Here is a 25130-nt window from a genome sequence, read left to right as displayed (position 1 = left end):
CATGGGCACAAATCCGCAACGAGCACAGAGGCAGGTCAAGGGCATTGATCATGCCAGCCTGATGGATAGGGTCTATCGGCGGCAGCGGCATTTCTATGATGCCACGCGCAAATATTACCTTTTGGGCCGCGATCCTATGATTGCCGGACTAAACGTGCCGGAAGGTGGCAGCGTGCTCGAAATCGGCTGCGGCACGGGACGCAATCTTGTCAAAGCAGCACAGAGCTATCCCGGTGCTACGCTCTTCGGCATCGATATTTCGGCTGAAATGCTCGACACCGCACTTCAGGCAGCACAGCGTTCAGGAATTGCAGATCGCACCAGACTTGAACGTGCCGACGCCACGCATTTCGATCCTGCTGCCCTTTTCGGCCAGGATAGCTTTGATCGTATCTTCATTTCCTATGCGGTTTCGATGATACCGCAATGGCAATCGGTCATTCGGGAAAGCATCCGACATTTAAACCCCGGTGGCGAGCTGCATATCGTCGATTTTGGCGATCAGAAGCGCCTGCCGCGATGGTTTAAGAAGGCGCTTTTCACATGGCTCACATGGTTCCATGTGACACCGCGTAATGATCTCTTCAGTGTCGCGGATCAAATGGCTGCGGAACAGGGCGCCACCTCCAAAAGCATAAATCTTTATCGTGGCTTTGCTTGGATTGCGGTCATTCGGGCCAGATAGATTTCCGACGGCACCCTTGATTATCCTTCAGCTGGTGCGACACAATCTATTTCCCGCAAAGTTTTGCCAGCATAACTGATGACGTTCGCACCCGGATCGCGTAACCGTTGTTGAGATTGATTCGCGACATCGGGACCACTGTATGAACCGTCTGGCCAACCGCAGCATTCTTGCCCTTGGTGTTTTCCTTCTGTCTGCTTGTACGACAGTGGATTACGACTTCTCCGATGTGAAAAAATCCGGCAACTCAATGCAGCAGATGGCGCGACCAACCGGAGCGGTTAACGCACCGCGTTTCGGTGACCGCAAACCGTTTGAATGGACCGGCAGGACACCGTGGCATTATCCGATCCACGGCACGGATGTTTCCAAATATCAGGTCGATGTCGACTGGAGCGCAGTGAGGCGCAGCGGAATTTCCTTTGTCTTCATCAAGGCAACCGAAGGCGGCGACCGTTTCGATGACCGCTTCACCGAACATTGGAACGGCGCGAAACAGGCTGGCATTCCACGCAGCGCCTATCACTTCTATTATTTCTGCCGTCCAGCTATCGAACAGGCGCGCTGGTACATTCAGAATGTGCCGCGCGATCCGAATGCTCTGCCGCCCGTTCTCGACATGGAATGGAACGCACAGTCACCAAGCTGCAAGCTGAGACCAAATGCGGCCATCGTCCGCAAGGAAATGAAGATTTTCCTTGATGCGATAGAAAAGCATTATGGCAAGCGCCCGATCATTTATACGACAGTTGATTTCTTCGACGAAAATGATCTGAACCAGCTGCGCGAATACCCATTCTGGCTGCGCTCGACCGCGGGGCATCCGACAGAAAAATATGGGCCCCACCCTTGGACATTCTGGCAATATACCGGAACGGGTACTATTCCGGGTATCAAGGGCGATGCCGATATAAATGTCTTTGCAGGTAGCGCGGGTGCCTGGAAAAAGTGGCTGGAAAGCAACAAGGTCCGTTAACTCATCGTTAATTGGGTACTCACACCAAGTTTTGCTTCATTTCCGATGCGTGATGAGGCAATAGCTTGAAAAACCCGACGGGGAGACTTCCCCTATGAATTGTGAGTTTTCTCGATGAAAATTATAGCTTCAGTGATGGCTACCGCCTTGCTGGCATCGACTGTAATGTCTGTCGCCCAATCTGGCGCAAAGGCTTCCGGTTCTCCCGCACCGTCTGCCAGCGCCGACAGCACCGTCAACTTGCCTAAGCCCGAATGCGAAACTGATTACGGTCAGTGGATGGACAATCTGACTAAGGAAGCACGCGAAGCAGGCGTTGGCGAAAAGGGCATTGCCGAACTGCATAAGGCGTCGCTCGAACAGAAAGTTCTTGATCGCGACCGCAAGCAGACTGTCTTCAACCTGACATTCACCGATTTTTCAAAGCGCCTCATCTCGGAAGCGCGCCTCAAGAACGGCCAGAGCAATCTGATCAAGCATGCCGATGTTTTCAAGAAAGTCGAAGACACCTATGGCGTTCCAGGCCCTGTTCTTGCCGCCTTTTGGGGGCTTGAAACCGATTACGGTGCCATTCAGGGCGATTTTGACACGCTCAATGCACTTGTGACACTTTCTTATGACTGCCGCCGTCCGGATCTGTTTCGCCCGCAGCTGATCGCTCTTCTCAAGCTGTTCGATACCGGCGTTGTTGATGCTGCCACAACTGGCGCATGGGCTGGCGAAATCGGCATGATGCAGCTTCTGCCTAAGGATTATCTCGAGCGCGGCGTTGATGGCGACGGCGACGGCAAGGTGGATCTGAAGAACAGCGTTCCCGATGCGATGATGACCGCTGGCCGCATGATTTCCGAACTCGGCTGGAAGCGCGGCGAGCCGTGGCTCGAAGAAGTACGCATCACCAAGGATCTGCCTTGGGAAGAATCCATCCGCACCAATCGCAAGCCACATTCATGGTGGGCTGAGCAGGGCGTGGTTGGACTTAAAGGTCCACTCGGTCCAGATGACGGCGATGCATCGCTGCTTCTGCCACTGGGTCGCAAAGGCCCTGCATTCCTGTCCTATGCGAATTTTGATATTTTCGTAGAATGGAACAAGTCGATTGTTTACGCGACAACGGCTGCCTATTTCGCCACCCGCCTCGCTGGTGCTCCAGCCTTCAATCCCGGCAATCCCGATCAGGGTTTGACGCAGGAGCAAATGAAGGAATTGCAGACCAAGCTTCAAGCCCGCGGCTATGACATGGGAAAAATCGACGGCGTTTTTGGCGTACTGACGCGTGATGCCGTTCGCACCGAACAGTTGCGCCTTGGAATGCCTGCCGATTCATGGCCAACGCCTGAATTGCTCGAAAAGCTCTAAACCAAAGTAAATCAAAGGCGCGGACCACCCCCGCGCCTTTCAACTTTTGCAAGTTATTCCAAGCGCCATGATTTCCACCCTTATCATCGTTCTGCCCGTCTTCGCTCTCATCTTTTCAGGTTGGGGTGCATTCAAGCTGAAGATATTGGGGCCGCATGCAATCGCAGAGCTCAACCGTTTCGTTGTCTATCTGGCCCTGCCAGCCCTGCTTTTCGACATCATGGCCAATACCCACGGCAGCGATTTGTGGCAACCCGGCTTTATCAGCGTCTTTCTATTGAGCAGCGCTATCGCCTTTGCCCTGCCTTTCATCATCCGCCTTCGCGGCAAGTTATCTTTGGCCGACAATGCGCTTGATGGACTGAACGCCGCCTATCCCAATACGGGCTATATGGGCATCCCGCTTTCGATGATCGCTTTCGGATCCGGCGTTCTGGCTGCTACAACGATTTCTATCATCATCACCGTCTGCGTAACCTTTGCCTTTGCGATTATCTTGATCGAAATCGGAATGCAGACTGAAAAGAAGCCACTCCGCCTTATCTGGAAAGTCGCGCGGTCCCTGATCCGCAATCCGCTTATCTTTGCGCCCGCTCTGGGAACGCTCGTGTCGTTTTCAGGCCTGACGATCCCGGCTCCCGCCGAAACCTTTCTGAAAATGCTGGGCGGTGCGGCTTCGCCTTGCGCACTTGTAGCGCTTGGCCTTTTCCTTGCACAAACGCGCAAGATCGAGCGCGACAGCATCAACGCCATCGCATTCCTCGTTTCGGTCAAGCTGATCGTCATGCCACTGGCAACATGGTTGCTTGCGGTCTATGTCTTCGGACTTCCTCCGCATCTGGCTCAAAGCGCAACACTGCTCGCAGCGTTACCCGCAGGCACGGGTCCCTTCATGCTTGCGGAGCATTATCGCCGCGAAGCGGCCATTACGTCGAATGTGATCCTTTATTCAACCGTTCTTTCGGTGTTCACCTTGTCGGGATTCCTCGCACTGATCCGTTAAACGATGACGTAAAATAGCCAGTTCATCGTTCGGAGCGAGGCCAAAATTGGCGGTTTCGTGGCATTTTCATGAAATGTGAACAAATTTTTACAGTTAAAAATTTCAATGACTTAGCTAGTAAACAAAAGGTTTTTTTCCCTATCACCCCTTATTGCAGTACGAAATGTTCTTTTGTTTAAGCCAATTTGCGCTTAGATTCCGGGTCTCTACCAGCGCGTGCCCGACCTCGTCGGGTGCATATAAGGAGACAGACCAATGGGACTTACGCGATCTCTGAATGTCCTCATGATCTGTGCAGCATTCGCATTTGTTGCAGCGTTGATAGCAGGCGTTATTCCCTGAATTGGGATAGCCAAGCCATTATGGCGGCATCGGTTCTTGAGGATAGACCGATCCGTTTTAGAAGCAATTCCAGTAACAGTGCAAAGCGGTTTTACTGGAATTGCGAAACAAAACCCAAAAAGAAAGCCCGGTTTTCAAACCGGGCTTTTTTCATTTCATGCAACTTCTAAAGCAGTTTCCGTATTGGGTCTGATGCCAATCATATGGCAGATCGCAAACGGCAGATCGGCTCTGTTCATCGTGTAGAAATGGAAATCCTGCACGCCTCGTTCGATGAGGTCCATCACCTGCTCCGCAGCAATCGCAGCAGCAACGAGCTGATGGGTCTGCGGATCATTATCCAGCCCCTCAAAGCGTTCAGCGAGCCAAGTCGGAATATGCGTGGCCGACCGCGCACAGAAGTTTTTCACCTGCTTGAAATTATGAATTGGCAGTACACCCGGCACGATTGGGATGTAAATGCCAGCACGGCGCACACGTTCGACATAGCGCTCGAAAAGCTCGTTATCAAAGAAGAACTGCGTAATGGCACGGGTTGCACCATTATCGACCTTGCGCTTGAGCATATCGATGTCGGTTGCAAAGTCCGGGCTTTCCGGGTGCTTCTCAGGATAAGCGGAAACCGAAATGTCGAAATCATCGATCTGGCGCAATCCGGACACCAGCTCAGCGCTGCTCTGATATCCTCCGGGCGTCGAGACATATTTTTCGCCGATACCTGCTGCGGGGTCCCCACGCAACGCCACGAAGCGTTTCACGCCCAGGCTTGCAAATTCACGTACGACTTCGTCGACTTCTTCCTTCGTCGCATCCACGCATGTGAGATGTGCAGCCGCATCTACATCGGTTTCTTTCAGGATACGCGCCACAGTGCGGATCGTGCGTTCACGTGTGGAACCGCCTGCGCCATAAGTTACTGACACGAATTTCGGCTTCAACGGCGCAAGACGCGTCACGGTTTCCCACAGGCGCTGTTCCATTTCTTCCGTCTTGGGTGGAAAAAACTCGAACGATACGCGGGTGGTCTGGCCGATATCCGATCGGCGGGAAAGACCGTAAAAGCCCATTAGACTGTCTCCGTTATGCTTGCATTTTGGTGCGCTGGCTCGGCAATCAGCAAGCGTGGGTCGCGGCCAAGCCAAAGCTTAACCGTCAATCCGTCGTCACCATTTGCAGCCTTCGGCCCCAATTCAGTCGTCTTGGCAGGTTCAAGCCCTGCATCCTTCATCCATCCCAGCATTTGCTCATCGCTAAAGCCGAGCCTGAGATGGGCATGTTCCTCACGCAGGAACTCGAGTTTGTGCGGTGCAAAATCGACGATCAGCAAACGCCCACCCGGGCGAAGCGCGCGCGCCGCTTCACGGATTGCAGCAAGCGGATCATCGAGGAAATGTAGAACCTGATGGATCGTCACCAGATCGAAATTCTCGCGTTCGACAGGCAGCGCATAGACGTCGCCCTGCCGTACCTGCGCGTTGCCTACCGATGCGAGATCGAGATTGGCACGCGCTACGGAAAGCATGTCGCGGTTGATATCGATGCCCAATCCGCGCACATAAAGCGGCGAAAACAGTTCTAACAATCGGCCCGTACCCGTACCGACATCGAGCATCGCCTGAAAATGCTTGTCACCAATGATGCCTTTGAGAGCGACTTCAACCGCGTTTTCGGAAACATGCAGCTTGCGGATTTCGTCCCAGCTACCAGCATTGGCACTGAAATAAGCCGCAGCCTTTTCCTGACGGCTTGATTTGACCTGCGACAACCGTTCCATATCGCGTTCGATCAGTGGATCAGCTGCATCGAGCCGCAGCAGCAGATTGCGTGCGACTTCCCCACACAGCGCATTGTCCGACAGGCGGAAATAAGCCCAGGCACCTTCCTGATAGCGATCAATAAGATCAGCTTCACCCAGCAGCTTGAGATGGCGCGAAACACGCGGCTGCGACTGCCCCAAAATTGTGGTCAGATCTGAAACGGTGAGATCGCCCTTGGAAAGAAGCGCAAGGATGCGCAAGCGGCTTGGTTCTGCCACTGCTTTTAACACATCCACCATCTGATCGAGCTGCAGGCGCAATTCGCAATCTCCATACGCTTCTAAAGATATAAAGATATGTTTATATGAATCGCGGATCACACGCAAGGAATTTTCGCGACCCAATGCACAGCAAACTATACCTCCCTTATGGGAAGTCATTTGAGCTGAAGGACAACCGAGTTATGATTATTGCGAATCTTGCTTCGAGCGCCCTAACATACTGGACTACGCGCCGCCTTTTCGGGAACTGATTTTGATTCTTCGGCGGATACGGTAGCGTGAAAGGAAGACGGCTATGAGTGCAGGCACTGTGCGTCAGAAGGCAATCGCAAAATCCCTCACGCTTTTGCTTCCTGCGGTCCCCTATTCCGATTCAGAGCCAATTCGCGCGGCAGCTCTTGCACCACATATGAAAACGCTTCCACCATCAATTGCCGTATGGCTCGCGACGGTAGCCCATGTTCGTCACATGCACACCGATTATGACGTCCTGCGTGATGATGGCTATGACAAGGATTCGGCACGCTTCTTTGTGATGGATGCCATCAACTCAAAGCTGACGGAATGGCGCGCGACACGCCTTGTCACTTCGGATGAGGATGAAGCGGCGGTAACATAACCGCCGCCTACAGCATCTTTCTTGCAAATCTCAGTGGGTACCATGTCCTTGCAGATAGCCATGTTTGCGGGGATCTGGCATTACAAGTCCCACGATAAACACGATCACCATCATGATGGTAACATACCAGAAGAACCCGCTTTCAAAGCCGACCTTCTTGAACCAGAGTGCTACATATTCGGCTGTGCCGCCAAAGATCGCATTGGCAATCGCATAAGAGAACCCGACGCCCAAAGCGCGCACTTCTGCGGGAAACAATTCTGATTTCACGATACCGCCAATTGACGTGTACATGCTCACAATGGCCGAGGCGATTGCGATGTAAACAAACGCCATGGTCGGACTCTGCACCGACCCAAGCACAGTCAGCAGCGGAATAGTGGTCAACACCGATACGCCCCCAAATGCGATCATCATCGGCTTACGTCCGACCTTGTCGGAGATATAACCAAACAACGGCTGCATCAGCATGAAAGCGAACAGAGCAACGGTCATAACCTCGCTTGCCGTTTCCTTGTTCATGCCTGCTGTGTTGACCAGATATTTCTGCATGTAGGTCGTGAAGGTATAGAAGGTCAGCGAACCGCCGGCCGTGAAGCCCACGACAACCAGAAACGCCTTGCGATGGTTCTGCCAGATATTGGAGAAACTGCCAGCAGCCTTGTTGGCACGCGATTCCTCAGTCGAGGTTTCATGCAATGTACGGCGCAGAAACAGTGCTACGATTGCTGCAAAACCGCCAATCGCAAAAGGAATGCGCCATCCCCACTCGTGCAGTTGTTCTGAAGTGAGGAAGAACTGCAAAATAACCAAAACCAGAACGGCCAGCAGTTGCCCGCCAATCAAAGTCACATACTGGAAAGACGAGAAAAATCCGCGGCGACCAGCCAGCGCGACCTCACTCATATAGGTTGCAGTAGTGCCGTATTCGCCACCGACCGATAAGCCCTGCAACAGCCGCACCACCAGCAACAAAAACGGTGCCCAAAGACCAATCGTTTCATAGGTCGGCAATATTGCGATGGCAAAGGACCCCAGACACATCATGCTGACCGAAATCAGCATGGAGGTGCGGCGGCCAAGCTTGTCGGCTAGACGACCAAACAGCCACCCACCAATGGGACGCATGAGAAAACCGGCGGCAAAAATCGCAGCCGCATTCAACAGCTGACTTGTCTGGTCTTCTGACGGGAAAAACTGTGACGCGAAATAAAGCGCGCCAAAGGAATAGACATAAAAATCATACCATTCCACCAGATTGCCAGAGGCACTGGCAACAATTGCATAGATGCGGCGGCGCGTATCATGAGCGTCGTGTTTCGCTTCAATCTCGCCATTGGCATCACTCTGCATTTCTGCATTGCTCATTCTGAAACTCCCGATAGCAGGCACCGTCACGAGGGGGAGCGCCTGCGTGACCACTCGTTTTGCACGGGAGAGCGCAAAAGCCAGTGATCGTTGACCTCATAAACAATATATTCGGCAGGTAGCCAGGCCTCAGTCATCAATCTGCAAAGTTGCGCTAGCTCGCCAGGAAGTCAGGCTTTTGACATAGAGCGCATCCCGAAAACTGCGCCACATCTCGGCAAAGAGACATCGATGCTCCCAACCAAGCGATCCCTGCAGTTCGCAAAAAATACTAGGAATTACCTCCGATATCGCAAAATCATAGGAGCAATATCGTTTGCATGCAATCTATTATCAAAGACTACTATTCACAGACTTGGATTTTATGAAGCGAGTAACGCTTTGAATTAAATATGTTTTACCGGGAAACCTCTCGAAGTCTCCCGGTCAAATCTTTGTGAAAGGAACGTGTCTGTCTATTTGCTGGCGACGATAAAAATTCGCGGAAAGCGCAATAATACGCGGCCATCCTTCAAAGTTGGGTAATGTTCTTCGAGCCTCAATTTATAGGCTGTCAGAAACGCCTGCTGCTCCTGATCATCCAGCGGATCAAGAAACGGGCGCAGGCCGGTCGACTTCACCCACTCGATGATCGCATCGACATCAGCCAGCGGATGATTGTAGATCGTGTGCCAGATATCGATGCGGGAAGCGTATCCGACCAACGCATTGTAGTAATCGGTGACGGGTGCGAGCGGTCCTCTGCCCTTATCGCCAATCTTGGCGGCGAATGGTGCTGTCTTCGCAACTTCACGCATTAATTTGTGGGTCGGTTCACCCATGTTATCCGGCATTTGTACCGCAAGACATGCACCCGGCTTAAGCAGCGACAAAAGCCTCTTCATCTGCTCCGTATGATCGGGTAGCCACTGAAAAACGGCATTTGAAAACAGCACGTCCGTTTCGGCATCCGGTTCGAACTTGGTCAGATCGCCCAGATCAAAACTTACCTGAGGCAGACGCGCTTTTGCCTTTTCGATCATATCGGGTGAAGTGTCGAAACCCGACACTTGAGCATCTGGCCAGCGTTCAACCAGAAGCTCCGTTGAGTTTCCCGGACCACAACCAATATCAACAACCTTGCGCGGTTTATCGATTTTTATCTGCGCCAGAAGGTCAGCCGCCGGGCGGCTGCGTTCATCCTCAAACTTCAGATATTGCTTTGCGGACCAGTCTTTCATTCTTCACTCCTTGCAAACAAAAAGGCCGGTGCATTGCACCGGCCTCAGTTTCTTTAGCGTGTCAGCGGCTTGTAGGTGACCCGCTTTGGATTAACGCTTTCAGGTCCGAGACGACGGACCTTATCCGCTTCATAATCCTCGAAGTTTCCTTCGAACCATTCGACATGACTATCACCTTCGAATGCCAGAATATGCGTCGCCAGACGATCGAGGAACATACGATCGTGGGAGATGATAACGGCGCAGCCAGCGTATTTTTCAAGCGCGTCTTCGAGCGCTGCCAGCGTTTCGGTATCAAGATCGTTGGTCGGTTCGTCGAGCAGCAGAACGTTGCCACCTGCCTGCAGCATCTTGGCAAGATGCACACGATTGCGCTGACCACCGGACAGATTGCCGACTTTGGCCTGCTGATCGCCGCCCTTGAAGTTGAACGCACCGCAATAAGCGCGTGAGTTCATTTCAAATTTGCCGAGCTTGATGATGTCGTTACCACCGGAAATTTCTTCCCAGACATTCTTGTTCGGATCGAGGTGATCGCGGCTCTGATCCACATAACCAAGATGCACCGTGTCACCAATACGAATGGAGCCGGAATCAGGCTTTTCCTGACCGGTGATCATCTTGAACAGTGTCGACTTGCCCGCACCGTTTGGCCCGATAACACCAACGATACCACCTGGAGGCAGTTTGAAAGTCAGGTTTTCGATCAGCATGCGGTCACCAAAGGACTTGGTCAAACCTTCAGCTTCAATAACCACCTGACCAAGACGCTCGCCAGCGGGGATCAGAATCTGGGCATCGCCCGGACGCTGATTGTTCGCAGCTTCGACCAATTGGTCATAAGCCTTGATACGAGCTTTCGACTTGGACTGACGCGCTTTCGGGCTTGCGGCAATCCACTGGCGTTCACGCTCAAGCGCCTTCTGGCGGGAATCGTCTTCACGACCTTCCTGAATCATGCGCTTGGACTTGGCTTCCAGATAGGCAGAATAATTGCCTTCGTAAGGAATGCCGCGACCACGGTCGAGTTCGAGAATCCAGCCTGTTACATTGTCGAGGAAGTAGCGATCATGCGTGATGAGCAGGACAGCGCCTTCATATTCACGCAGGTGCTTTTCGAGCCAAGCAGTAGTTTCAGCGTCAAGGTGGTTGGTCGGTTCATCAAGCAGGAGAAGGTCAGGCTTCGACAGAAGCAGCTTGCAAAGCGCAACGCGACGACGCTCACCGCCCGAAAGCGTAGTGACATCGGCATCCGCTGGCGGGCAACGCAGAGCTTCCATCGCCATTTCAACCTGACTGTCCAAATCCCAGAGGTTCTGGCTGTCGATGAGATCCTGGAGTGCCGCACCTTCGTCTGCGGTTTCATCAGAATAGTTCATCATCAGCTCGTTGTAACGGTCGAGAATAGCCGTTTTCTTGGCCACACCTTCCATTACGTTACCGAGCACCGTCTTTTCGGGATCGAGATGTGGCTCCTGCGCGAGATAGCCGCAAGTCGCACCGTCTGCGAGCCAAGCTTCACCGGTGAAGTCTTTGTCGAGACCGGCCATGATCTTGAGAATTGTCGATTTACCGGCGCCGTTTGGTCCGAGAATACCAATCTTCGCATCTGGGTAGAACGACAGATGAAGGTTTTCGATAACCTTTTTAGCACCGTAGGCCTTATTCAGCCCGGACATATGATAGATGAATTGGCGTGCCATAAAGCGCGTCGTCTCCACGAGTTAAAAAGCGCGAACGGCGAAAAAGCCGAACCGCAGGGAAATTGCTGCTGGGTATGTAGGCGAAATAGAGCGCGGAAGCAAATATCATCGCGCAAGATGCGCTGCGTTTTTGTTATTCACGCAGCCCGGTATCTGACTTGAGTAAACCTCAAATAAAATGAAACCGGGCGCGGATATTTCCGTCACCCGGTTTCCCCTCTGGCCACCACTCGGGAAAGTTTCCTCCCTTTCGCCGAATGGCCTGCTGGTTATGCCTTAACGACCAAAGCCTATCGTGTTCCATCATGTCCATGCGATACGCTATAGTCTTCGTTTCTGCGCCTCTGAATTCTCTTCAAAACTCCGTCCATATCCCCTGACAGAGATAGATTTGCCTAGGATTTCGCGGTTTTCAAGCGGAATTTTCTCAAAAAAAGCAAATGCCTAAAATTACCTCATTCAACCTCTGGATGCCTTTTATTGAGACGCTACAAAAAGAGAATTTGACTATTTGCGCGGCATAAATTCTGATGGCCTTATGTCACTTGAAACCATTCACCGCTTGCCGCTGCCGGACGGAACCGAACTGCCCTATCGGCAGTCGTTGGCCCCAACCCCGAAAGCTGTCGTCCATATCTGTCATGGACTTGCCGAACACTCGGCTCGCTACGCCCGTTTTGCCATAGCACTGAACCAGGCGGGGTATCATGTGTACGCACACGATCATCGCGGACATGGAGCCAATATCGGTCCACATGCACCAAGAGGCATGTTCGCACCAAAAGACGGCAATAGAGTGGCTATCCAGGATGTTCTGGCGCTAAACCGCCATATTCATGCAACCAATCCCGACCTGCCCGTGGTGTTATTCGGCCACTCAATGGGCGGGCTTATCGCGCTGAACTACACCCTTGCGCATTCGGATACGGTGGATGCGGCCGCTGTATGGAACGCCAATTTCAATGGTGGTATCGAGAACAGTGCTGCAATGGCATTGCTTTATACCGAGCGCATGCTCAAAGGCTCGGACGTGCCAAGCGCGCTGCTGCCAAAGCTTACATTCCGGGCATGGGGCAATTCCATTCCGGGTCATCGCACTGCTTTTGACTGGCTGTCTCGTGATGCGGCAGAAGTAGAAGCTTATGTGAACGATCCTCTCTGTGGTTTTGATGCAAGTGTGGCACTTTGGATTGACGTCTTCCGCATGATGAAGAACGGCGCAACCGACAGCAATTTCGCGAACATCCGCAAAGATCTGCCGTTCAATCTCGTTGGCGGGACTGAAGATCCGGCAACAGATAAAGCCAAAGCCACGCGCAAACTGGCGGACAGAATGCTGGCGTTGGGCTTTAGCAATGTCACTTGCACCATCTATCCCGGCACCCGCCACGAAAGCCTGAATGAGATCAACCGGGATGAAGTGACGCAGAATTTTCTGGATTGGCTCGCTGAAGCACTTCCGTCCAGCCGCATCTCCGGTTAAAACCGGCAGATATTCAAAGACCGGATCAAACTCACGATTTCTTGAAACATCTTGGTTTGCCTCGCAATCAATGTTATGGAGCCCGCCTTGCGCGCTACAGGGCATCTGTACATAGACATTAAGCACACCGGTTTTACGGCAAATGCGCAAGGAATGAAGGAAGCTCCGCTTGGCAACACCAACGATTTCTGTGGTCATCCCCTGCCGCAATGAGGCCGACAATCTCGCTTTTCTGCTCGATGAAGTCGACAGTGCCATGCTTGGTCGTGCTTATGAAGTGATTGTCGTGGATGATGGCTCGACAGATTCCACCAGTGACGTGCTGGCTGGCCGCATTCACGCAGGCAGGCCGCTGCGCCATATCCGCCATGATCGTTCTGCAGGCCAAAGTGCCGCTCTGCGCTCAGGTGTTTTCGCAGCGCACGGCCAGATCGTCGTCACGATGGACGGCGACGGCCAGAACAATCCAGCCTATTTGCCAGCGCTTGCAGATGCTCTCATGAATGCAGGTCCAGCCTTTGGTATTGCCGCAGGTCAACGACTCAAGCGTACAGACACCAGGCTCAAGCAGCTTTCCTCGCGCTTTGCCAATAATCTGCGCGGCTCAATCCTGAAAGATAAGACGCGCGATTCTGGTTGCGGCCTGAAGGCGCTCCACACCGATCTTTTCCGTCAGCTGCCGTTCTTCGACGGCTGGCACCGTTATCTGCCTGCGCTGGCACTTCGCGAAGGTTTCGATGTCGTGCATATCGACGTCACCGACCGGGAACGCCGCCATGGAAAATCCAACTATGGCATTCTCGACCGCGGCCTGCGCGGTATCCTCGACCTTTATGGCGTGTGGTGGTTGCGCAAGCGTCGTAAGGTTGTTCCGCGTGTGACGGAGATTACCCATGACTGACATTCTGAACAGCCTCACTCAATGGCTGCACGATGTTTTCGTAGCACAATGGGATGGCTGGATCATTCTGGGCTTCATTGCACAGGCCTGCTTTACCATGCGTTTTGTGGTGCAGTGGCTGGCGTCGGAAAAAGCCAAGAAGAGCGTTATGCCAGTGGCATTCTGGTTCTTTTCGCTGTTCGGCGGTGCGCTTCTTCTGATCTATGCGATCCAGCGCAAAGACCCGGTGTTCATCGCCGGTCAGGCACTGGGCCTGATTGTTTATGTTCGCAATCTCTGGCTCATTGCCAATGAGAAAAAGCGAACTACGGCAGCTGATTAAATCACCCTGCCCAACCCAAAATCAAAACGCCGATCTGACGATATCAGATCGGCGTTCTAGTTTGAAATATCACGCTTTGAGCGCACGCCCGACTGAACGATAATCCAGCCCGGTGCCAACCACATCATCCGCCTTATAGACGTTACGCAGATCCATCAGCACCTTGCCTTCCATCACACTCGCGAGGCGCTTGAGATCAAGTGCACGGTAGGCATTCCACTCGGTCAACAGTGCTACAACACCGGCGCCTTGTGCTGCCTCATAGGCAGAGCCGCACCACGTTACATCTGGCAGAACCGATTTTGCGGCCTCCATGGCTTCTGGGTCGTGCGCACGCACGGAAATCCCCGCCTTTTGAATAGCCGTCACGATATCGAGCGAAGGAGACTCGCGGATATCGTCCGTATTCGGTTTGAAAGCGATGCCCAGCACAGCAACAGTTTTAGTCCCGCTCTCGTGAGCAGCTGCAACAATCCGCTCCGCCATCGACTGTTTGCGCGCCTCGTTGACCGCAATCACTTCTTCGATCAGAGATTGTGGCGCATCGTATTTTTTACCTGTAGCCGCAAACGCGCGCGTATCTTTCGGGAAGCACGAGCCGCCAAAACCAGGACCCGCATGCAGAAACTTTGAACCAATGCGGTTGTCCATACCAATGGCACGAGCAACTTCCTGCACATTGCCACCAGTTTTCTCGCAAAGATCAGCAACCTGATTGATGAAGGTGACTTTCATCGCAAGAAAGGCGTTGGCCGCATATTTGATGATTTCAGCATTTTCCAATGATGTAACCACCATCGGCGTCTCACGCAGATAAAGCGGTCGGTAAAGCCGCTGCATAGCAGCCTTGCCGCGCTCGTCGTCAACACCGACCACAACGCGATCAGGACGCATGAAATCTTCAATTGCTGAACCTTCACGCAGGAATTCAGGGTTTGAAACCATCGAAAATTGGACACCGGGACGTGCCGCAGCGATACGATCACGAATACGCGCATTGGTGCCGACAACGACGGTCGACTTGATGACGACCACCGCACCCGGCTTCATGGCGGCTGCGATTTCATCGGCAGCCGCTTCAATATACTGCAAATCCGCCTCACCATCACCGCGTCGTGACGGAGTACCGACAGCGATCAGGATCACATCTGCATCTGCAACACTGGTCGCAAGATCGGTACTGAACTCAAGCCGTCCGTCACGAATATTTCGCGCCATAAGCTCATCGAGCCCCGGTTCAAAAATCGTGACCTTGCCCGCGGTCAAGCGCTCGATGATCGACGGATTTTTGTCGACACAGGTGACGTGAAAGCCGAACTCGGCAAAACACACGCCCGAAACCAGACCCACATAGCCCGTTCCGATCATCGCCAGTTTCATGATTTGGTCCTTTTTCGTTTATCGCAGACCTGCGAAGATTCCGGTTATAGCCTGTCGAAAATGGTGATTTTCGAGAACCGGCGCGCAGCGTACCTAAAGGTACGCGAGCACCAGAAGAGCAGAAAAGTGACATTTGCAGACGGCCAAAGCCAGAATATCGGTAGGTTCAGAGCCATTTATCGTAATCTGAGACAAGTAGATGTACCGGCTTCTCGTTTTCTTCAATATTTGAGAAGCGTCCGATCGGTTCGCGGAAAATATTATCCGTCAGATCGTCATTGACGGTCGATACTTCACCGATCAGCACGTCGCCACCCTCACCCCAGAAGGCGTGCCAGTTGCCCGGCAAAAGCGTCACACTTTCGCCTGGTGCAAGCTTGAGATGCGCGCCAGCTTTTTGCGTAACCAGACGACCGTCCGTCGCGACCGTGACCTCGGTTTCTTCATCCACGCTGCCGTCGGCGCGCGAATTGAAAAGCTCAAGCACCAGCGTACCACCACCACGATTGATGATGTCTTCTGCCTTCACCACATGACGATGCATTGGAGAAATCTGATTCTTGCGCGAAATCATGATCTTTTCGGCATAGAGCATACCGCCACCACGCTTGAGATCTTCAGCATTACCATTGCGCGTGGTGAAGAGAAACAGACCCAGATCGGCAAATTTGCCCTGACCGTAATCTGTAATGTCCCATCCGAGGCGACCGTCGAGAATTGCCTTTGCATCACTGGAAGTGCGTGTTTTCAGCTCTTCTGGCGACCAATAAGCAAAGGGAGGCATGATATAACCAAACGAGCGGATGAAAGCGTCGCTCTCGCGGATAATCTCATTAATTTCTGAACGTTTCATGGCCTCTAAGCCTCCCATAGAATGAAACAGGATATATTTCGCAGTTTGGTAACTGCCTTTGAGTGCTCTTGGCAATCCCACAACAGAGAGTCTCACACAATTGCGAAGTCCAGCACCATTCTCAGCGCGTCATTTTGGCGTGTCGTCTTTACGCGAAAATCATGTCGCATCCCAATGCGCGTTTAGAACATTTCAGTGATTGAATCATGACAACGGAAGCCAGTCTGAACAGAACAGAATGAACAGACAAGCCATTGAGATAACGGGAAAAGCCGTGCTTTCGGAAGACAACGGGAACAGTCGGTCGAGCAAACGTCGCTGAGAGAACAGCGTTAGCACGACCTTGATACGGCACAAAGGTTCGATTCTATGGACGTTCGCAATGAAATGCTGGGGCTTTTGACAGGGCGCGACCCAAATTTCAGCCTGGAACAGAAGTTTTACACTGATCCTGACTATTATAAGCTGGATCTGGAAAACATCTTTTACCGCGACTGGCTGTTCGTCGGCCATGATTGCGAACTGCCGAAGACCGGCTCCTATATGACTGTGCAGGTTGGCGCCTATCCCGTCCTGATCGTGCGTGATGCGCAGGGCGGTATTCGCGCATTCCACAATTCCTGCCGCCATCGCGGTTCGCGCATTTGTTCTGCCGAAAAAGGCACCGCAGCAAAGCTCGTCTGCCCTTATCACCAGTGGACCTATGAACTGGATGGTCGCTTGCTGTTCGCCCGTCAGGTCGGCCCGGATTTCAAGCCGGCAGAATACGGTCTGAAGCACGTTCATTGCGAAACTGTCGCAGGCTATATCTATGTTTGTCTCGCTGACGAAGCACCTGACTTCAACAGCTTCCGCGCGCTTGTCGAGCCTTATCTCGCACCGCACAACATCAAGGAAGCCAAGGTCGCCTTTGAAAGCTCAATCATCGAGAAGGGTAATTGGAAGCTGGTATGGGAAAATAACCGTGAGTGCTATCACTGTGCGGCCAACCATCCAGAACTCTGCCGCACTTATCCTGAAGCACCTAGCGCAACCGGCGTTCAGGGTGTGATGGAAGACCCGGAAATCAACCAGCTCTGGAAAAACTGTGCTTCAATTGGTCTACCTGCTGAATTCAACATGTCGGAAGACGGGCGCTATCGCATCACTCGCATTCCGCTGCTACGCGACGCCGTGAGCTATACCATGTCAGGTAAGCCTGCCGTTAAGAAGCCATTGAGCGATAAAGTTGCTGGTGACACCAATATCGGCGCCATGCTGCTCTTCAACTATCCGTCCACATGGAACCATCTGATGGTGGATCACGCCATCTCCTTCCGCGTGCTGCCAATCAGTGCCGAAGAAACAATGGTCACAACCAAGTGGCTGGTCCACAAGGATGCCGTTGAAGGCGTTGATTACGACCTCGATGAGCTGACGCATGTCTGGATTCAGACCAACGACCAGGATCGTCAGATCGTGGAAGAGAACGCGGTCGGCATCCGATCGCCCGCTTACCAGCCCGGCCCATATTCGGTCGAGCACGAAGGCGGCGTGATGCAGTTCCTCGAATGGTACACCAACACCATCACGCCTCGCCTGAAAGGCGAAGCCGCAAAGCTTAGCCGCGTAGCCTGAACTAAAAGCGTATCCCGAAAAGCGTAAAACGGTTTTCGGAAGAAGATGCGCCTAAAATAAAGCAATAGAGAAGTGAGAAGGCCATGCAGCCTCTGAAATATCTGGACGAGATGCTGCCGTGGAACGACAGGTTGCAGATGCTTCAATGCATCTCAGCTATCGAAGAAGCGCCGGACGTTATGACCTTCTCCTTCAAAACACAGGACGACAACTGGTTTCGCTATACGCCGGGACAGTTCATCACGCTCGAACTTCCAATCGAGCGGTCCGATGGGCTTGGACCGGTGTTGCGCACATATACTCTCTCATCCACGCCTTCACGGCCCTATCATATTTCGGTTACGGTCAAGGCACAGAAAGACAGCATCGGCACCCGCTGGATGCTCGATAATCTGCGCCCGCCGATGACGATCAAGGCCTATGGTCCAAATGGCGACTTCTCGCTCGCCAATCATCCAAGCGAGAAATACCTGTTCATTTCGGCTGGTTCAGGCATCACACCTATGGTGTCAATGACCCGCTGGCTTTTCGATTGTGCACCGGCAACCGATGTAGCCTTCATCAACTGCGCGCGCACCCCCGATGACATTATCTTCCGCAAAGAACTGGAACTTCTTTCCGGCCGCATGGAAGCCATGCATCTTGCCTTCATCGTGGAACAGTCTTCTGCGCGCCATGTCTGGCTCGGCCTTCATGGCCGCATCGATCATGCACGACTGGAGTTGCTGGCACCTGACTTCCTGCATCGCAAGGTATTCTGCTGTGGGCCAGAGCCGTTCATGAACGGTGTGCGTGGTCTGCTGGAACAATCCGGCTTCGATATGACCAACTATCATCAGGAGAGTTTTCAGCCTGCGACGGAAATCTCTGCAGTACCGGTGCCATCCTCACTTGCAGCAACCACCAACACACCAACCGCGCCGGTTGCACCGGCGGTTGCTCCAGCCAGCGTCGTCTTTAGCCTTTCCGGCGTTGAAGTCGAATGCACAGAAAACGACACTATCCTGCTTGCAGCCCGCAATGGTGGATTGAAGATCCCGAGCGCCTGCGAGTTCGGCATTTGCGGAACCTGCAAAGTTAAATGCGTCGGTGGGGAAACCGAGATGACGCATAATGGCGGCATTCGCGATGACGAAATCGCTGAAGGCTATATTCTCGCCTGCTGCAGCCGCCCACGTGGTCGTGTCGAAATTGATGCGTAGAGCGTTTCCATTTTTGACTTAACGAAGGAAACGCTCACTTTTTTACGCCTTATCCGATGCATCGAAGCAGGATCGGAAATCAGTCCACTGGACTGATTTTTCCGCATAGGCGCTGCGCACTTTTACTGGAAATGCTTTAAGCTTTCTTCAGAAATTCAGCGCGCAGCACAAGGCCTTTGACCTGCTTGGTGCTGCAATCAACTTCATCCGGGTTTCCGGTCAAACGAATACCTTTGACCAGCGTACCGCGCTTGAGCGTGGTTGACGTGCCTTTGACCTTCAAATCCTTAATCAGCGTAACAGAATCGCCGTCATTCAGCTGCGCTCCGTTGCTATCGCGCGTGATTACATCCGTCATGATTATCCCCTGTGGCCTCAGAGCTTATTGCGAAAAATGTGAAACAATTTTCCGGATACGCTCTCAACAAAATTGGTCGGTAGCACCAAAGACAATGTAATACCAGAACATGGATATTCGCTGGTATGGGCCTGCGCTGCTGACTATAGTTGGCTCAAAGCAGTCAGGAGCATTTTATGATTGGTCACGCCCTCCTCGTCGTTGATGTGCAAAATGATTTCTGCCCCGGCGGCGCACTTGCCGTCGATAAAGGCGATGAAATTCTTCCCGCAATCAACCGGCTGATCGATGAGAGTGAGCATGTCATTCTGACACAGGACTGGCACCCGGCAGGCCATTCCAGCTTCGCAACAAGCCATCCGGGTAAACAGCCTTACGACACAGTCGATATGGCCTATGGTCCGCAGACATTATGGCCGGATCATTGCGTTCAAGGCACCCATGGCGCGGATTTTCACCCTGATCTGCAATGGACGCGTGCGCAACTGGTTATCCGCAAGGGTTTTCGCATCGGCGTCGACAGCTATTCGGCATTTTTTGAGAACGATCACCAGACCCCGACCGGCCTCGCAGGGTATCTGCGCGAACGCAATATCAGTTCTCTGACACTCGCAGGACTAGCCACTGATTTCTGCGTTGCCTATTCCGCACTCGACGCAATTTCACATGGCTTTCAGGTGCGTGTTCGGCTTGATGCCTGTCGCGGTATCGACATAGGCGGCTCTATCAATGCCATGCTTGAGAAAATGCAAAAGGCGGGCGTTGAGTTCATCAATCAACCCGCCCTTGCATCGCATTTGCTCTGATTATTTTTCGATCTCGCCATCAGGCAGAACGACATAAATCAACACGGCAATGATGGTGATGAAGAAGCGGAACGCGGATTCAATACCGTTCCATGTGGATGACATCCACATGCCGAACCATTCGCCACCAATCGACATGAAGCCAACCTGCCAGACAAGAAAGCCCAGTGAGAGACCGGCAATCGCCCATTTCTTGGAGCGATTGAAACTACCGGCATCACCACCCAGACGGCCGAGCATCGCAAATGCTCCAATCCAGCATAGGATAGCCGTCACAGTTTCAGCGGCAATGATCAAAATGTACCCGGCATTGTGCAGGAAATTGCTGTCAATGGCGCGATATTTGATCGTCGCGTCGGGGAAAATCGTATCCATGAGCAGAACATGCTGCACGAATGCGAAATTACTGCCGTAGTCGGTAATATTGCCAAAAGAAACGAGTGTGGCGAAGAAGGCGATTGCCGCAACGAATGCGGTCTTGCTCAAACGAGTAACGACCATGGAAGACCCCTCTCCAGAAAAGTCGCAGCCGCAATCTTTTCGAGACTTGCGGCATATGCTGATATGCTCTGGCGATAGCACCATAAGCGCATCAAGGCTCGCTAACTCTTTCGATTCGGTCAAGAGAGCATTGCCAGCAAAAATGCCAAGCGGTTTTGCGTAGGATAATGCGTAAAAAACAAAAAAGGCGGCTCGAAGCCGCCTTTTAGTGGCTTTTAACCCCGGGCTTTAATGCAGCGCGGCCTCATCTGCCTCTTTCTGCCACTCCGGATTATTCTTGTTGAAGCGGATCGAGGACACAAGAGAGAGCCCGATTAGCACAGCGCCGATCAAGCCGGTGATGACTTCCGGAATGTGCACCAGCGTCTGCACATACATGATCACGGCCAACACCAGGATGGCGTAAAATGCGCCGTGCTCAAGATAGCGATACTGACCAAGTGTCTTGCGCTCGACCAGCATGATGGTGAGCGAGCGAACATAGAACGCACCAATGCCAAGGCCAATCGCGATAACGAAGAGATTAGTCGTCAGTGCAAAGGCACCGATAACACCATCGAACGAGAAACTGGCATCAAGCACTTCAAGATAGATGAAGGCACCAAGACCGCCGCGATGGACCATATCCACCTGTTCCTGCGAAGCATCCAGCACCTCGCCTAAGCCTTCAACGGCCAGAAAGGTCAACAGGCCGAACAGCGCCGCGACCAGGAATGTGTGCGAATGCTCGGCATCGAGCTGATAGGAGAAGAACAGGATCAGCGCGATGGCAACGCCGATTTCAACGCCTTGAACCGATGCGAATTTTGACATGCGGCTCTCAATGATCTTGACCCAATGCACGTCTTTTTCGACATCGAAGAAGTATTTCATGCCGACCATCAGCAGGAATGTGCCGCCAAAGGCTGCGATACCTGTGTGGGATTCCGCGATCACCCGCGCATATTCATTTGGCTGCCATATAGCGAGTTTCAGCGCCGAAATCGGATCTGTCCACATGGCAACCGCAACGATTGCGAGCGGAAAGATGATACGCATGCCGAAGACGGCAATAATGATACCCCAGGTCAAAAACCGATGCTGCCACTCAGGCGTCATATCGAGCAGGATGCGCGCATTAACGATGGCATTATCGAATGAAAGGGAGATTTCTAGCACACTCAACACCGCACAAATGATGAAGACAGAAACCATGCCTCCAACAGTGCCAGTCGTCGAGTATCCAAGCCAGAGAGCGCAGAGAAGTCCAATGACCGTGAAAAATGCAGGCCAAATGAAATACTTATAAGTGGTCATCGCGAACCATTGTCTTTTATGTTTATGAGGCAGGCTGAACTACCGGTCCGACAATGCGCTGGGCCGACGGCGCTTCTCCTGCGGCGCAATAGCTTATGTAAGAAGCGGACGGATCGGGGACAAGGAAGATCGTGGCCAAATTTTGTTCACGAAAAAAAGCAAAGCTCAAGATTGCGTGATCGATCAAGAGGGCGCAACTTTTCAGCAAAACGTCACATGGCAATTATCGCGATTTGTCATAGACTTATCGTCAGAACTCATCTGGAATGAAGAGGACGATTGCCATGATAACAGGACCGCAATGCCGCGCTGCACGTGCACTGGTGGAATTCACGCGGGAGCGGCTAGCCCAGCTTTCGGGCATTGATGCTAAGATAATCGAGCATTTTGAACGAAAGATCGGCTCTCCGTCCGATGAGCAGATTCAAACCCTGCAGGATACGCTCGAGAAAGTTGGTGCGCAGTTCATATGGGAGAATGGCGGCGGACTTGGCGTGAGGCTGAAATTCAATCGCTCTGAATCAAAGCGCATTGCAAATATGGAAAATGAAGGCGGCGTCGTTGGCTACGACGACGTTCCCTGACAAAGGCAAAAGGGCGACCTCTCGGGTCGCCCTTTGTTTCAACGAGAACTAAAGCATTTTCAGCAAAAAGTGCGAAGCGGTTTTGCGTGAGGCAAATGCGTAAAAACAAATAGTTACAGCGGTTCCAACGATTCAGTCTTAACTGGAACCGCTGTAAGCCTATTTTTTCTCAATCAGTGAGGCAGGCTCAAGCTTCGGGTGCATCTGAATCGTGACCATGTCCTTGCCATCTAGATCAAGATCCTTGAAAGCAACACCGCGCAGAACCGGATCGTCATACGTCTTTACGTAATAGACCTGGTTCTTCAGATCGCCGATTGTGCTCCACTGGGTATATTCAGCAGGCGTGTTCGGCTCTTCGATCCAGCCCTTCGGGATATCGAAATTGTTCACGATATGCTCGGCGAGTCGCACGCTTTCAGGGCCGCTTGCAACAGGCTTTGCCGAAAGAACAAAAGCACTCGCCCGCACGAAGCGCGACGGAGGGGTGGTATCCCCCGGAATACCCAGCATGCCCGAGCCTTCGCCGAGCGGCTTGATTTCAGCGCCGAGAATTTTCACTGGCTTGGCATTGTTCGGAGAGAGTTTGACGTAATTCCGCAGATTGGTCATATGCCAATCAAATGAAGGCGAGTTGGTCATCACGCCCAGCGGATTATCATAGACCTTCAGCTTGCCATCGACAGGTTCGATAACAATCGAAGCGCCGCTTGAATCATGAAGTGTGTAATGCAGCGGGGGCGCAATGCCCATGTTCTTTTGAATAACGGTCACGACAGAAATATCGTTGAGCGCTTCTTTCACTTCGGCAACCGTTGCAAAATTCGTAAGCGCCCAGGTCAGGACATCCCACGGGGCGAGACTGTTTTCAGCCTTTGCTTCTGCCGGGTCCGCATAGCCGGCAAAGTCAGGGAAATAGAGAACGCCGCCAGTCAGCCCCTTCTCGTTCATGCCGTCAGCAAGTGCTGTAACGCCGAAGGCATTCATGCCAACAGCCGCATACTTGGCTTTCCAGGTCTTGGCCGTTTTGCCGTCAGCTGGCGTGGCCGCGATATCGAAATTGCGAGGAAGCACGATCATTTGTGAATCGATCGGGAACGCAAACTCCATCGTGCGCCCATAGACGATGCTTCCATCTGTGGTAGGCAGTACAAAGCTGGTGCAGGCTTGTGCTGCCTGTGGAATGGTGAGCGCTGAAGCAAGCGCCGCAATCGCTGCACCACGAGCCAACACCCGGCAGGAAGATTTCCAGATAGACCAATTCTTTTGCATGATAAACCTCATCACAAAATTAGATTGTCTGGATTGATAAATGCAGCCACTTGGGGAGCTCGGCGACATTCTCAGAAGCCAGAAACATTCATTAATCCAATCGCTGGCGAATAGAGCGACCACGCTAAAGCAAAGTCAACAGACAAAACCTCTGAATTGCCTTCATTTTTCCGTTTATTTCTTGCGATGATTAACATAATCATTGATTATGCCTTTATAGGTCGGGTCTTTTATATGTTTCTAAATTAGGTTCCGAGGGGACAACGCCGTGATCAGAAACAATTCGCGCTCCGATAGTAAAAATTTACTGAGCACTACTTTTCGAAATATTATATTAGCTACTTCTTTTATAATAACGGCAGCAGGCGCATCGCACGCGGCAGACATTATCGCACCTCCTCCTGTGCAGACAGAAATTCAGGACCAACAGCGCTGGCGCGTTATCTTCAGCCCTTATGTCTGGGGCGCATCATTGAATGGTAAAGCCGGGCTGCTTGGATTGAGCACGAATGTAGACGTACCGTTCAGGGATATTCTGGACAATCTCGATATGAGTCTTATGGGCAATATCGAAGTAACGAACGGCAAATTCGGCGTTTATTTTGACGGCCAATATACCAAAACCAGTCAGGATGCCGACATTCGCGACGAACAGCTCGACATGGATATCAAGTCGACGACGCTTTCAGGTGGTGTCTACTATCGCCTTTATGAACAGCAACTGGACGGCACAACGCTTTTCGGCGGGCAGCGAATTTTTGCCATTGAACCGACCGTAGGGGTGCGCTGGACAGAGATCAAGGCCCAGGTCAATGTCGGACCATTCAGCGCCTCTCGCAAAGCAGACTGGACCGATCCATTTATCGGAACCCGCGTTTTCTACGACATCAATGACCGCTGGAACATCTTTGCTGAAGCCGACATTGGCGGCTTTGGTGCAGGTACCAAGCTCAGCGCTAACGGCCAGATTTACCTTGGCTACCGCACTTTGTTATTCGACGTCCCGACCACATGGCGCGTTGGTTATCGCGCACTCTATCAGGACTACCGGGACAATGATGGCGTCGAAAAGTTCAAGTATGACGTAACACAACATGGCCCAGTGATCGGTCTCTCCGTCCAATTTTGATCCGGTTTACGTATTGTAAAGCGTTTCCAGCAAAAGTGCGAAGCAATTTTCGCATCTGATAACGCGTAAAAACAAATGGTTAGAGCGGTCCCAACTATTCAACTGCAACCGGA

General features: G+C 52.3%; 24 protein-coding genes. 13 read left to right on the top strand and 11 right to left on the bottom strand.

Annotated features, from left to right (window positions below):
* The first annotated feature begins 1 nt into the window (after position 1).
* From OIV19_RS12575 to OIV19_RS12560, 4 genes are all read left to right on the top strand, one after another.
* Positions 2-685 (top strand): class I SAM-dependent methyltransferase, encoded by a 684-nt coding sequence (locus OIV19_RS12575; RefSeq protein WP_264231847.1) that lies wholly within the window; start codon positions 2-4, stop codon positions 683-685.
* A gap of 142 nt (positions 686-827) precedes the next feature.
* The gene (locus OIV19_RS12570) at positions 828-1661 is read left to right on the top strand and encodes a glycoside hydrolase family 25 protein (protein WP_264231846.1); all 834 of its coding nucleotides are present in this window, start codon (positions 828-830) and stop codon (positions 1659-1661) included.
* 114 nt (positions 1662-1775) lie between these two features.
* Positions 1776-3020: a lytic murein transglycosylase gene (locus OIV19_RS12565; protein WP_095446979.1), complete on the top strand. Its 1245-nt coding sequence runs from the start codon at positions 1776-1778 to the stop codon at positions 3018-3020.
* 67 nt (positions 3021-3087) lie between these two features.
* Positions 3088-4023: an AEC family transporter gene (locus OIV19_RS12560; protein ID WP_264231845.1), complete on the top strand. Its 936-nt coding sequence runs from the start codon at positions 3088-3090 to the stop codon at positions 4021-4023.
* 497 nt (positions 4024-4520) lie between these two features.
* Here the strand turns inward: OIV19_RS12560 and metF are convergent, their stop codons facing one another.
* Positions 4521-5432 (bottom strand): methylenetetrahydrofolate reductase [NAD(P)H], encoded by a 912-nt coding sequence (metF, locus tag OIV19_RS12555; RefSeq protein WP_095446981.1) that lies wholly within the window; start codon positions 5430-5432, stop codon positions 4521-4523.
* Positions 5432-6421 carry an ArsR/SmtB family transcription factor gene (locus tag OIV19_RS12550; protein ID WP_095447932.1) on the bottom strand — a complete coding sequence of 330 codons (990 nt, stop codon included), beginning with the start codon at positions 6419-6421 and terminating at the stop codon, positions 5432-5434. Before OIV19_RS12550 ends, metF begins: the two co-directional genes overlap by 1 nt.
* A 277-nt stretch (positions 6422-6698) precedes the next feature.
* Between OIV19_RS12550 and OIV19_RS12545 the strand changes: the two genes are divergently transcribed.
* Entirely contained in the window at positions 6699-7022 is a 324-nt protein-coding gene (locus OIV19_RS12545; RefSeq protein ID WP_095446982.1) for a DUF2293 domain-containing protein, read from the top strand.
* A 30-nt stretch (positions 7023-7052) separates the two neighbouring features.
* On the opposite strand, the gene OIV19_RS12540 is transcribed toward OIV19_RS12545, so the two are convergent.
* The 3 genes from OIV19_RS12540 to ettA all read right to left on the bottom strand — a co-directional run bounded on the left by OIV19_RS12540 (position 7053) and on the right by ettA (position 11313).
* Positions 7053-8390 carry an MFS family transporter gene (locus tag OIV19_RS12540; protein ID WP_095446983.1) on the bottom strand — a complete coding sequence of 446 codons (1338 nt, stop codon included), beginning with the start codon at positions 8388-8390 and terminating at the stop codon, positions 7053-7055.
* A 455-nt stretch (positions 8391-8845) separates the two neighbouring features.
* On the bottom strand, positions 8846-9610 hold the full coding sequence (tam, locus tag OIV19_RS12535; RefSeq protein ID WP_264231844.1) for a trans-aconitate 2-methyltransferase: 765 nt from the start codon (positions 9608-9610) through the stop codon (positions 8846-8848).
* Between the two features lie 53 nt (positions 9611-9663).
* Entirely contained in the window at positions 9664-11313 is a 1650-nt protein-coding gene (gene ettA / locus OIV19_RS12530; RefSeq protein WP_095446985.1) for an energy-dependent translational throttle protein EttA, read from the bottom strand.
* A gap of 538 nt (positions 11314-11851) precedes the next feature.
* Between ettA and OIV19_RS12525 the strand changes: the two genes are divergently transcribed.
* From OIV19_RS12525 to OIV19_RS12515, 3 genes are all read left to right on the top strand, one after another.
* The gene (locus tag OIV19_RS12525; RefSeq protein ID WP_264231843.1) at positions 11852-12796 is read left to right on the top strand and encodes an alpha/beta hydrolase; all 945 of its coding nucleotides are present in this window, start codon (positions 11852-11854) and stop codon (positions 12794-12796) included.
* A gap of 169 nt (positions 12797-12965) precedes the next feature.
* Positions 12966-13697, top strand: a complete 732-nt coding sequence (locus tag OIV19_RS12520; RefSeq protein WP_095446987.1) for a glycosyltransferase family 2 protein — start codon at positions 12966-12968, stop codon at positions 13695-13697.
* On the top strand, positions 13690-14019 hold the full coding sequence (locus tag OIV19_RS12515) for a lipid-A-disaccharide synthase N-terminal domain-containing protein (protein WP_095446988.1): 330 nt from the start codon (positions 13690-13692) through the stop codon (positions 14017-14019). The genes OIV19_RS12520 and OIV19_RS12515 overlap by 8 nt, the downstream gene beginning before the upstream one ends.
* Before the next feature lie 69 nt (positions 14020-14088).
* Here OIV19_RS12515 and OIV19_RS12510 read toward each other — a convergent pair whose 3' ends face one another.
* Both OIV19_RS12510 and OIV19_RS12505 read right to left on the bottom strand, forming a co-directional pair.
* A complete protein-coding gene (locus tag OIV19_RS12510) occupies positions 14089-15399 on the bottom strand; it encodes a UDP-glucose dehydrogenase family protein (RefSeq protein ID WP_095446989.1) in 1311 nt (436 codons plus the stop codon).
* 166 nt (positions 15400-15565) lie between these two features.
* Entirely contained in the window at positions 15566-16252 is a 687-nt protein-coding gene (locus OIV19_RS12505; protein WP_095446990.1) for a D-lyxose/D-mannose family sugar isomerase, read from the bottom strand.
* Positions 16253-16621: 369 nt separating this feature from the next.
* On the opposite strand from OIV19_RS12505, the gene OIV19_RS12500 reads away from it, so the two are divergent.
* The gene (locus OIV19_RS12500) at positions 16622-17869 is read left to right on the top strand and encodes an aromatic ring-hydroxylating oxygenase subunit alpha (protein ID WP_151094959.1); all 1248 of its coding nucleotides are present in this window, start codon (positions 16622-16624) and stop codon (positions 17867-17869) included.
* Between the two features lie 83 nt (positions 17870-17952).
* Complete coding sequence (locus tag OIV19_RS12495; protein ID WP_095446992.1) at positions 17953-19071, top strand: FAD-binding oxidoreductase; 1119 nt, start codon at positions 17953-17955, stop codon at positions 19069-19071.
* Between the two features lie 136 nt (positions 19072-19207).
* Here OIV19_RS12495 and OIV19_RS12490 read toward each other — a convergent pair whose 3' ends face one another.
* A complete protein-coding gene (locus OIV19_RS12490) occupies positions 19208-19429 on the bottom strand; it encodes an alkylphosphonate utilization protein (RefSeq protein ID WP_264231842.1) in 222 nt (73 codons plus the stop codon).
* A gap of 176 nt (positions 19430-19605) precedes the next feature.
* Between OIV19_RS12490 and pncA the strand changes: the two genes are divergently transcribed.
* Positions 19606-20235: a bifunctional nicotinamidase/pyrazinamidase gene (gene pncA / locus OIV19_RS12485; protein ID WP_264231841.1), complete on the top strand. Its 630-nt coding sequence runs from the start codon at positions 19606-19608 to the stop codon at positions 20233-20235.
* Here the strand turns inward: pncA and OIV19_RS12480 are convergent, their stop codons facing one another.
* Positions 20236-20736: a DUF2165 family protein gene (locus OIV19_RS12480; RefSeq protein WP_095446995.1), complete on the bottom strand. Its 501-nt coding sequence runs from the start codon at positions 20734-20736 to the stop codon at positions 20236-20238.
* Positions 20737-20964: 228 nt separating this feature from the next.
* Positions 20965-22032, bottom strand: coding sequence for a DUF475 domain-containing protein (locus OIV19_RS12475; RefSeq protein WP_264231840.1), 1068 nt, complete (start codon positions 22030-22032; stop codon positions 20965-20967).
* A 284-nt stretch (positions 22033-22316) separates the two neighbouring features.
* On the opposite strand from OIV19_RS12475, the gene OIV19_RS12470 reads away from it, so the two are divergent.
* A complete protein-coding gene (locus OIV19_RS12470; RefSeq protein WP_095446997.1) occupies positions 22317-22616 on the top strand; it encodes a helix-turn-helix domain-containing protein in 300 nt (99 codons plus the stop codon).
* Between the two features lie 159 nt (positions 22617-22775).
* Here OIV19_RS12470 and OIV19_RS12465 read toward each other — a convergent pair whose 3' ends face one another.
* Positions 22776-23888, bottom strand: a complete 1113-nt coding sequence (locus OIV19_RS12465) for a choloylglycine hydrolase family protein (protein ID WP_264231839.1) — start codon at positions 23886-23888, stop codon at positions 22776-22778.
* Between the two features lie 268 nt (positions 23889-24156).
* On the opposite strand from OIV19_RS12465, the gene OIV19_RS12460 reads away from it, so the two are divergent.
* Positions 24157-25017, top strand: a complete 861-nt coding sequence (locus tag OIV19_RS12460; protein ID WP_191793718.1) for a hypothetical protein — start codon at positions 24157-24159, stop codon at positions 25015-25017.
* Positions 25018-25130 lie beyond the last annotated feature (113 nt).

Source organism: Brucella sp. HL-2 (genome assembly GCF_025846885.2).
GTDB lineage: Bacteria > Pseudomonadota > Alphaproteobacteria > Rhizobiales > Rhizobiaceae > Brucella > Brucella quorumnocens.
Note: the sequence above shows the minus strand (reverse complement) of the source record. Positions and strands in the feature narration are given on the sequence as shown.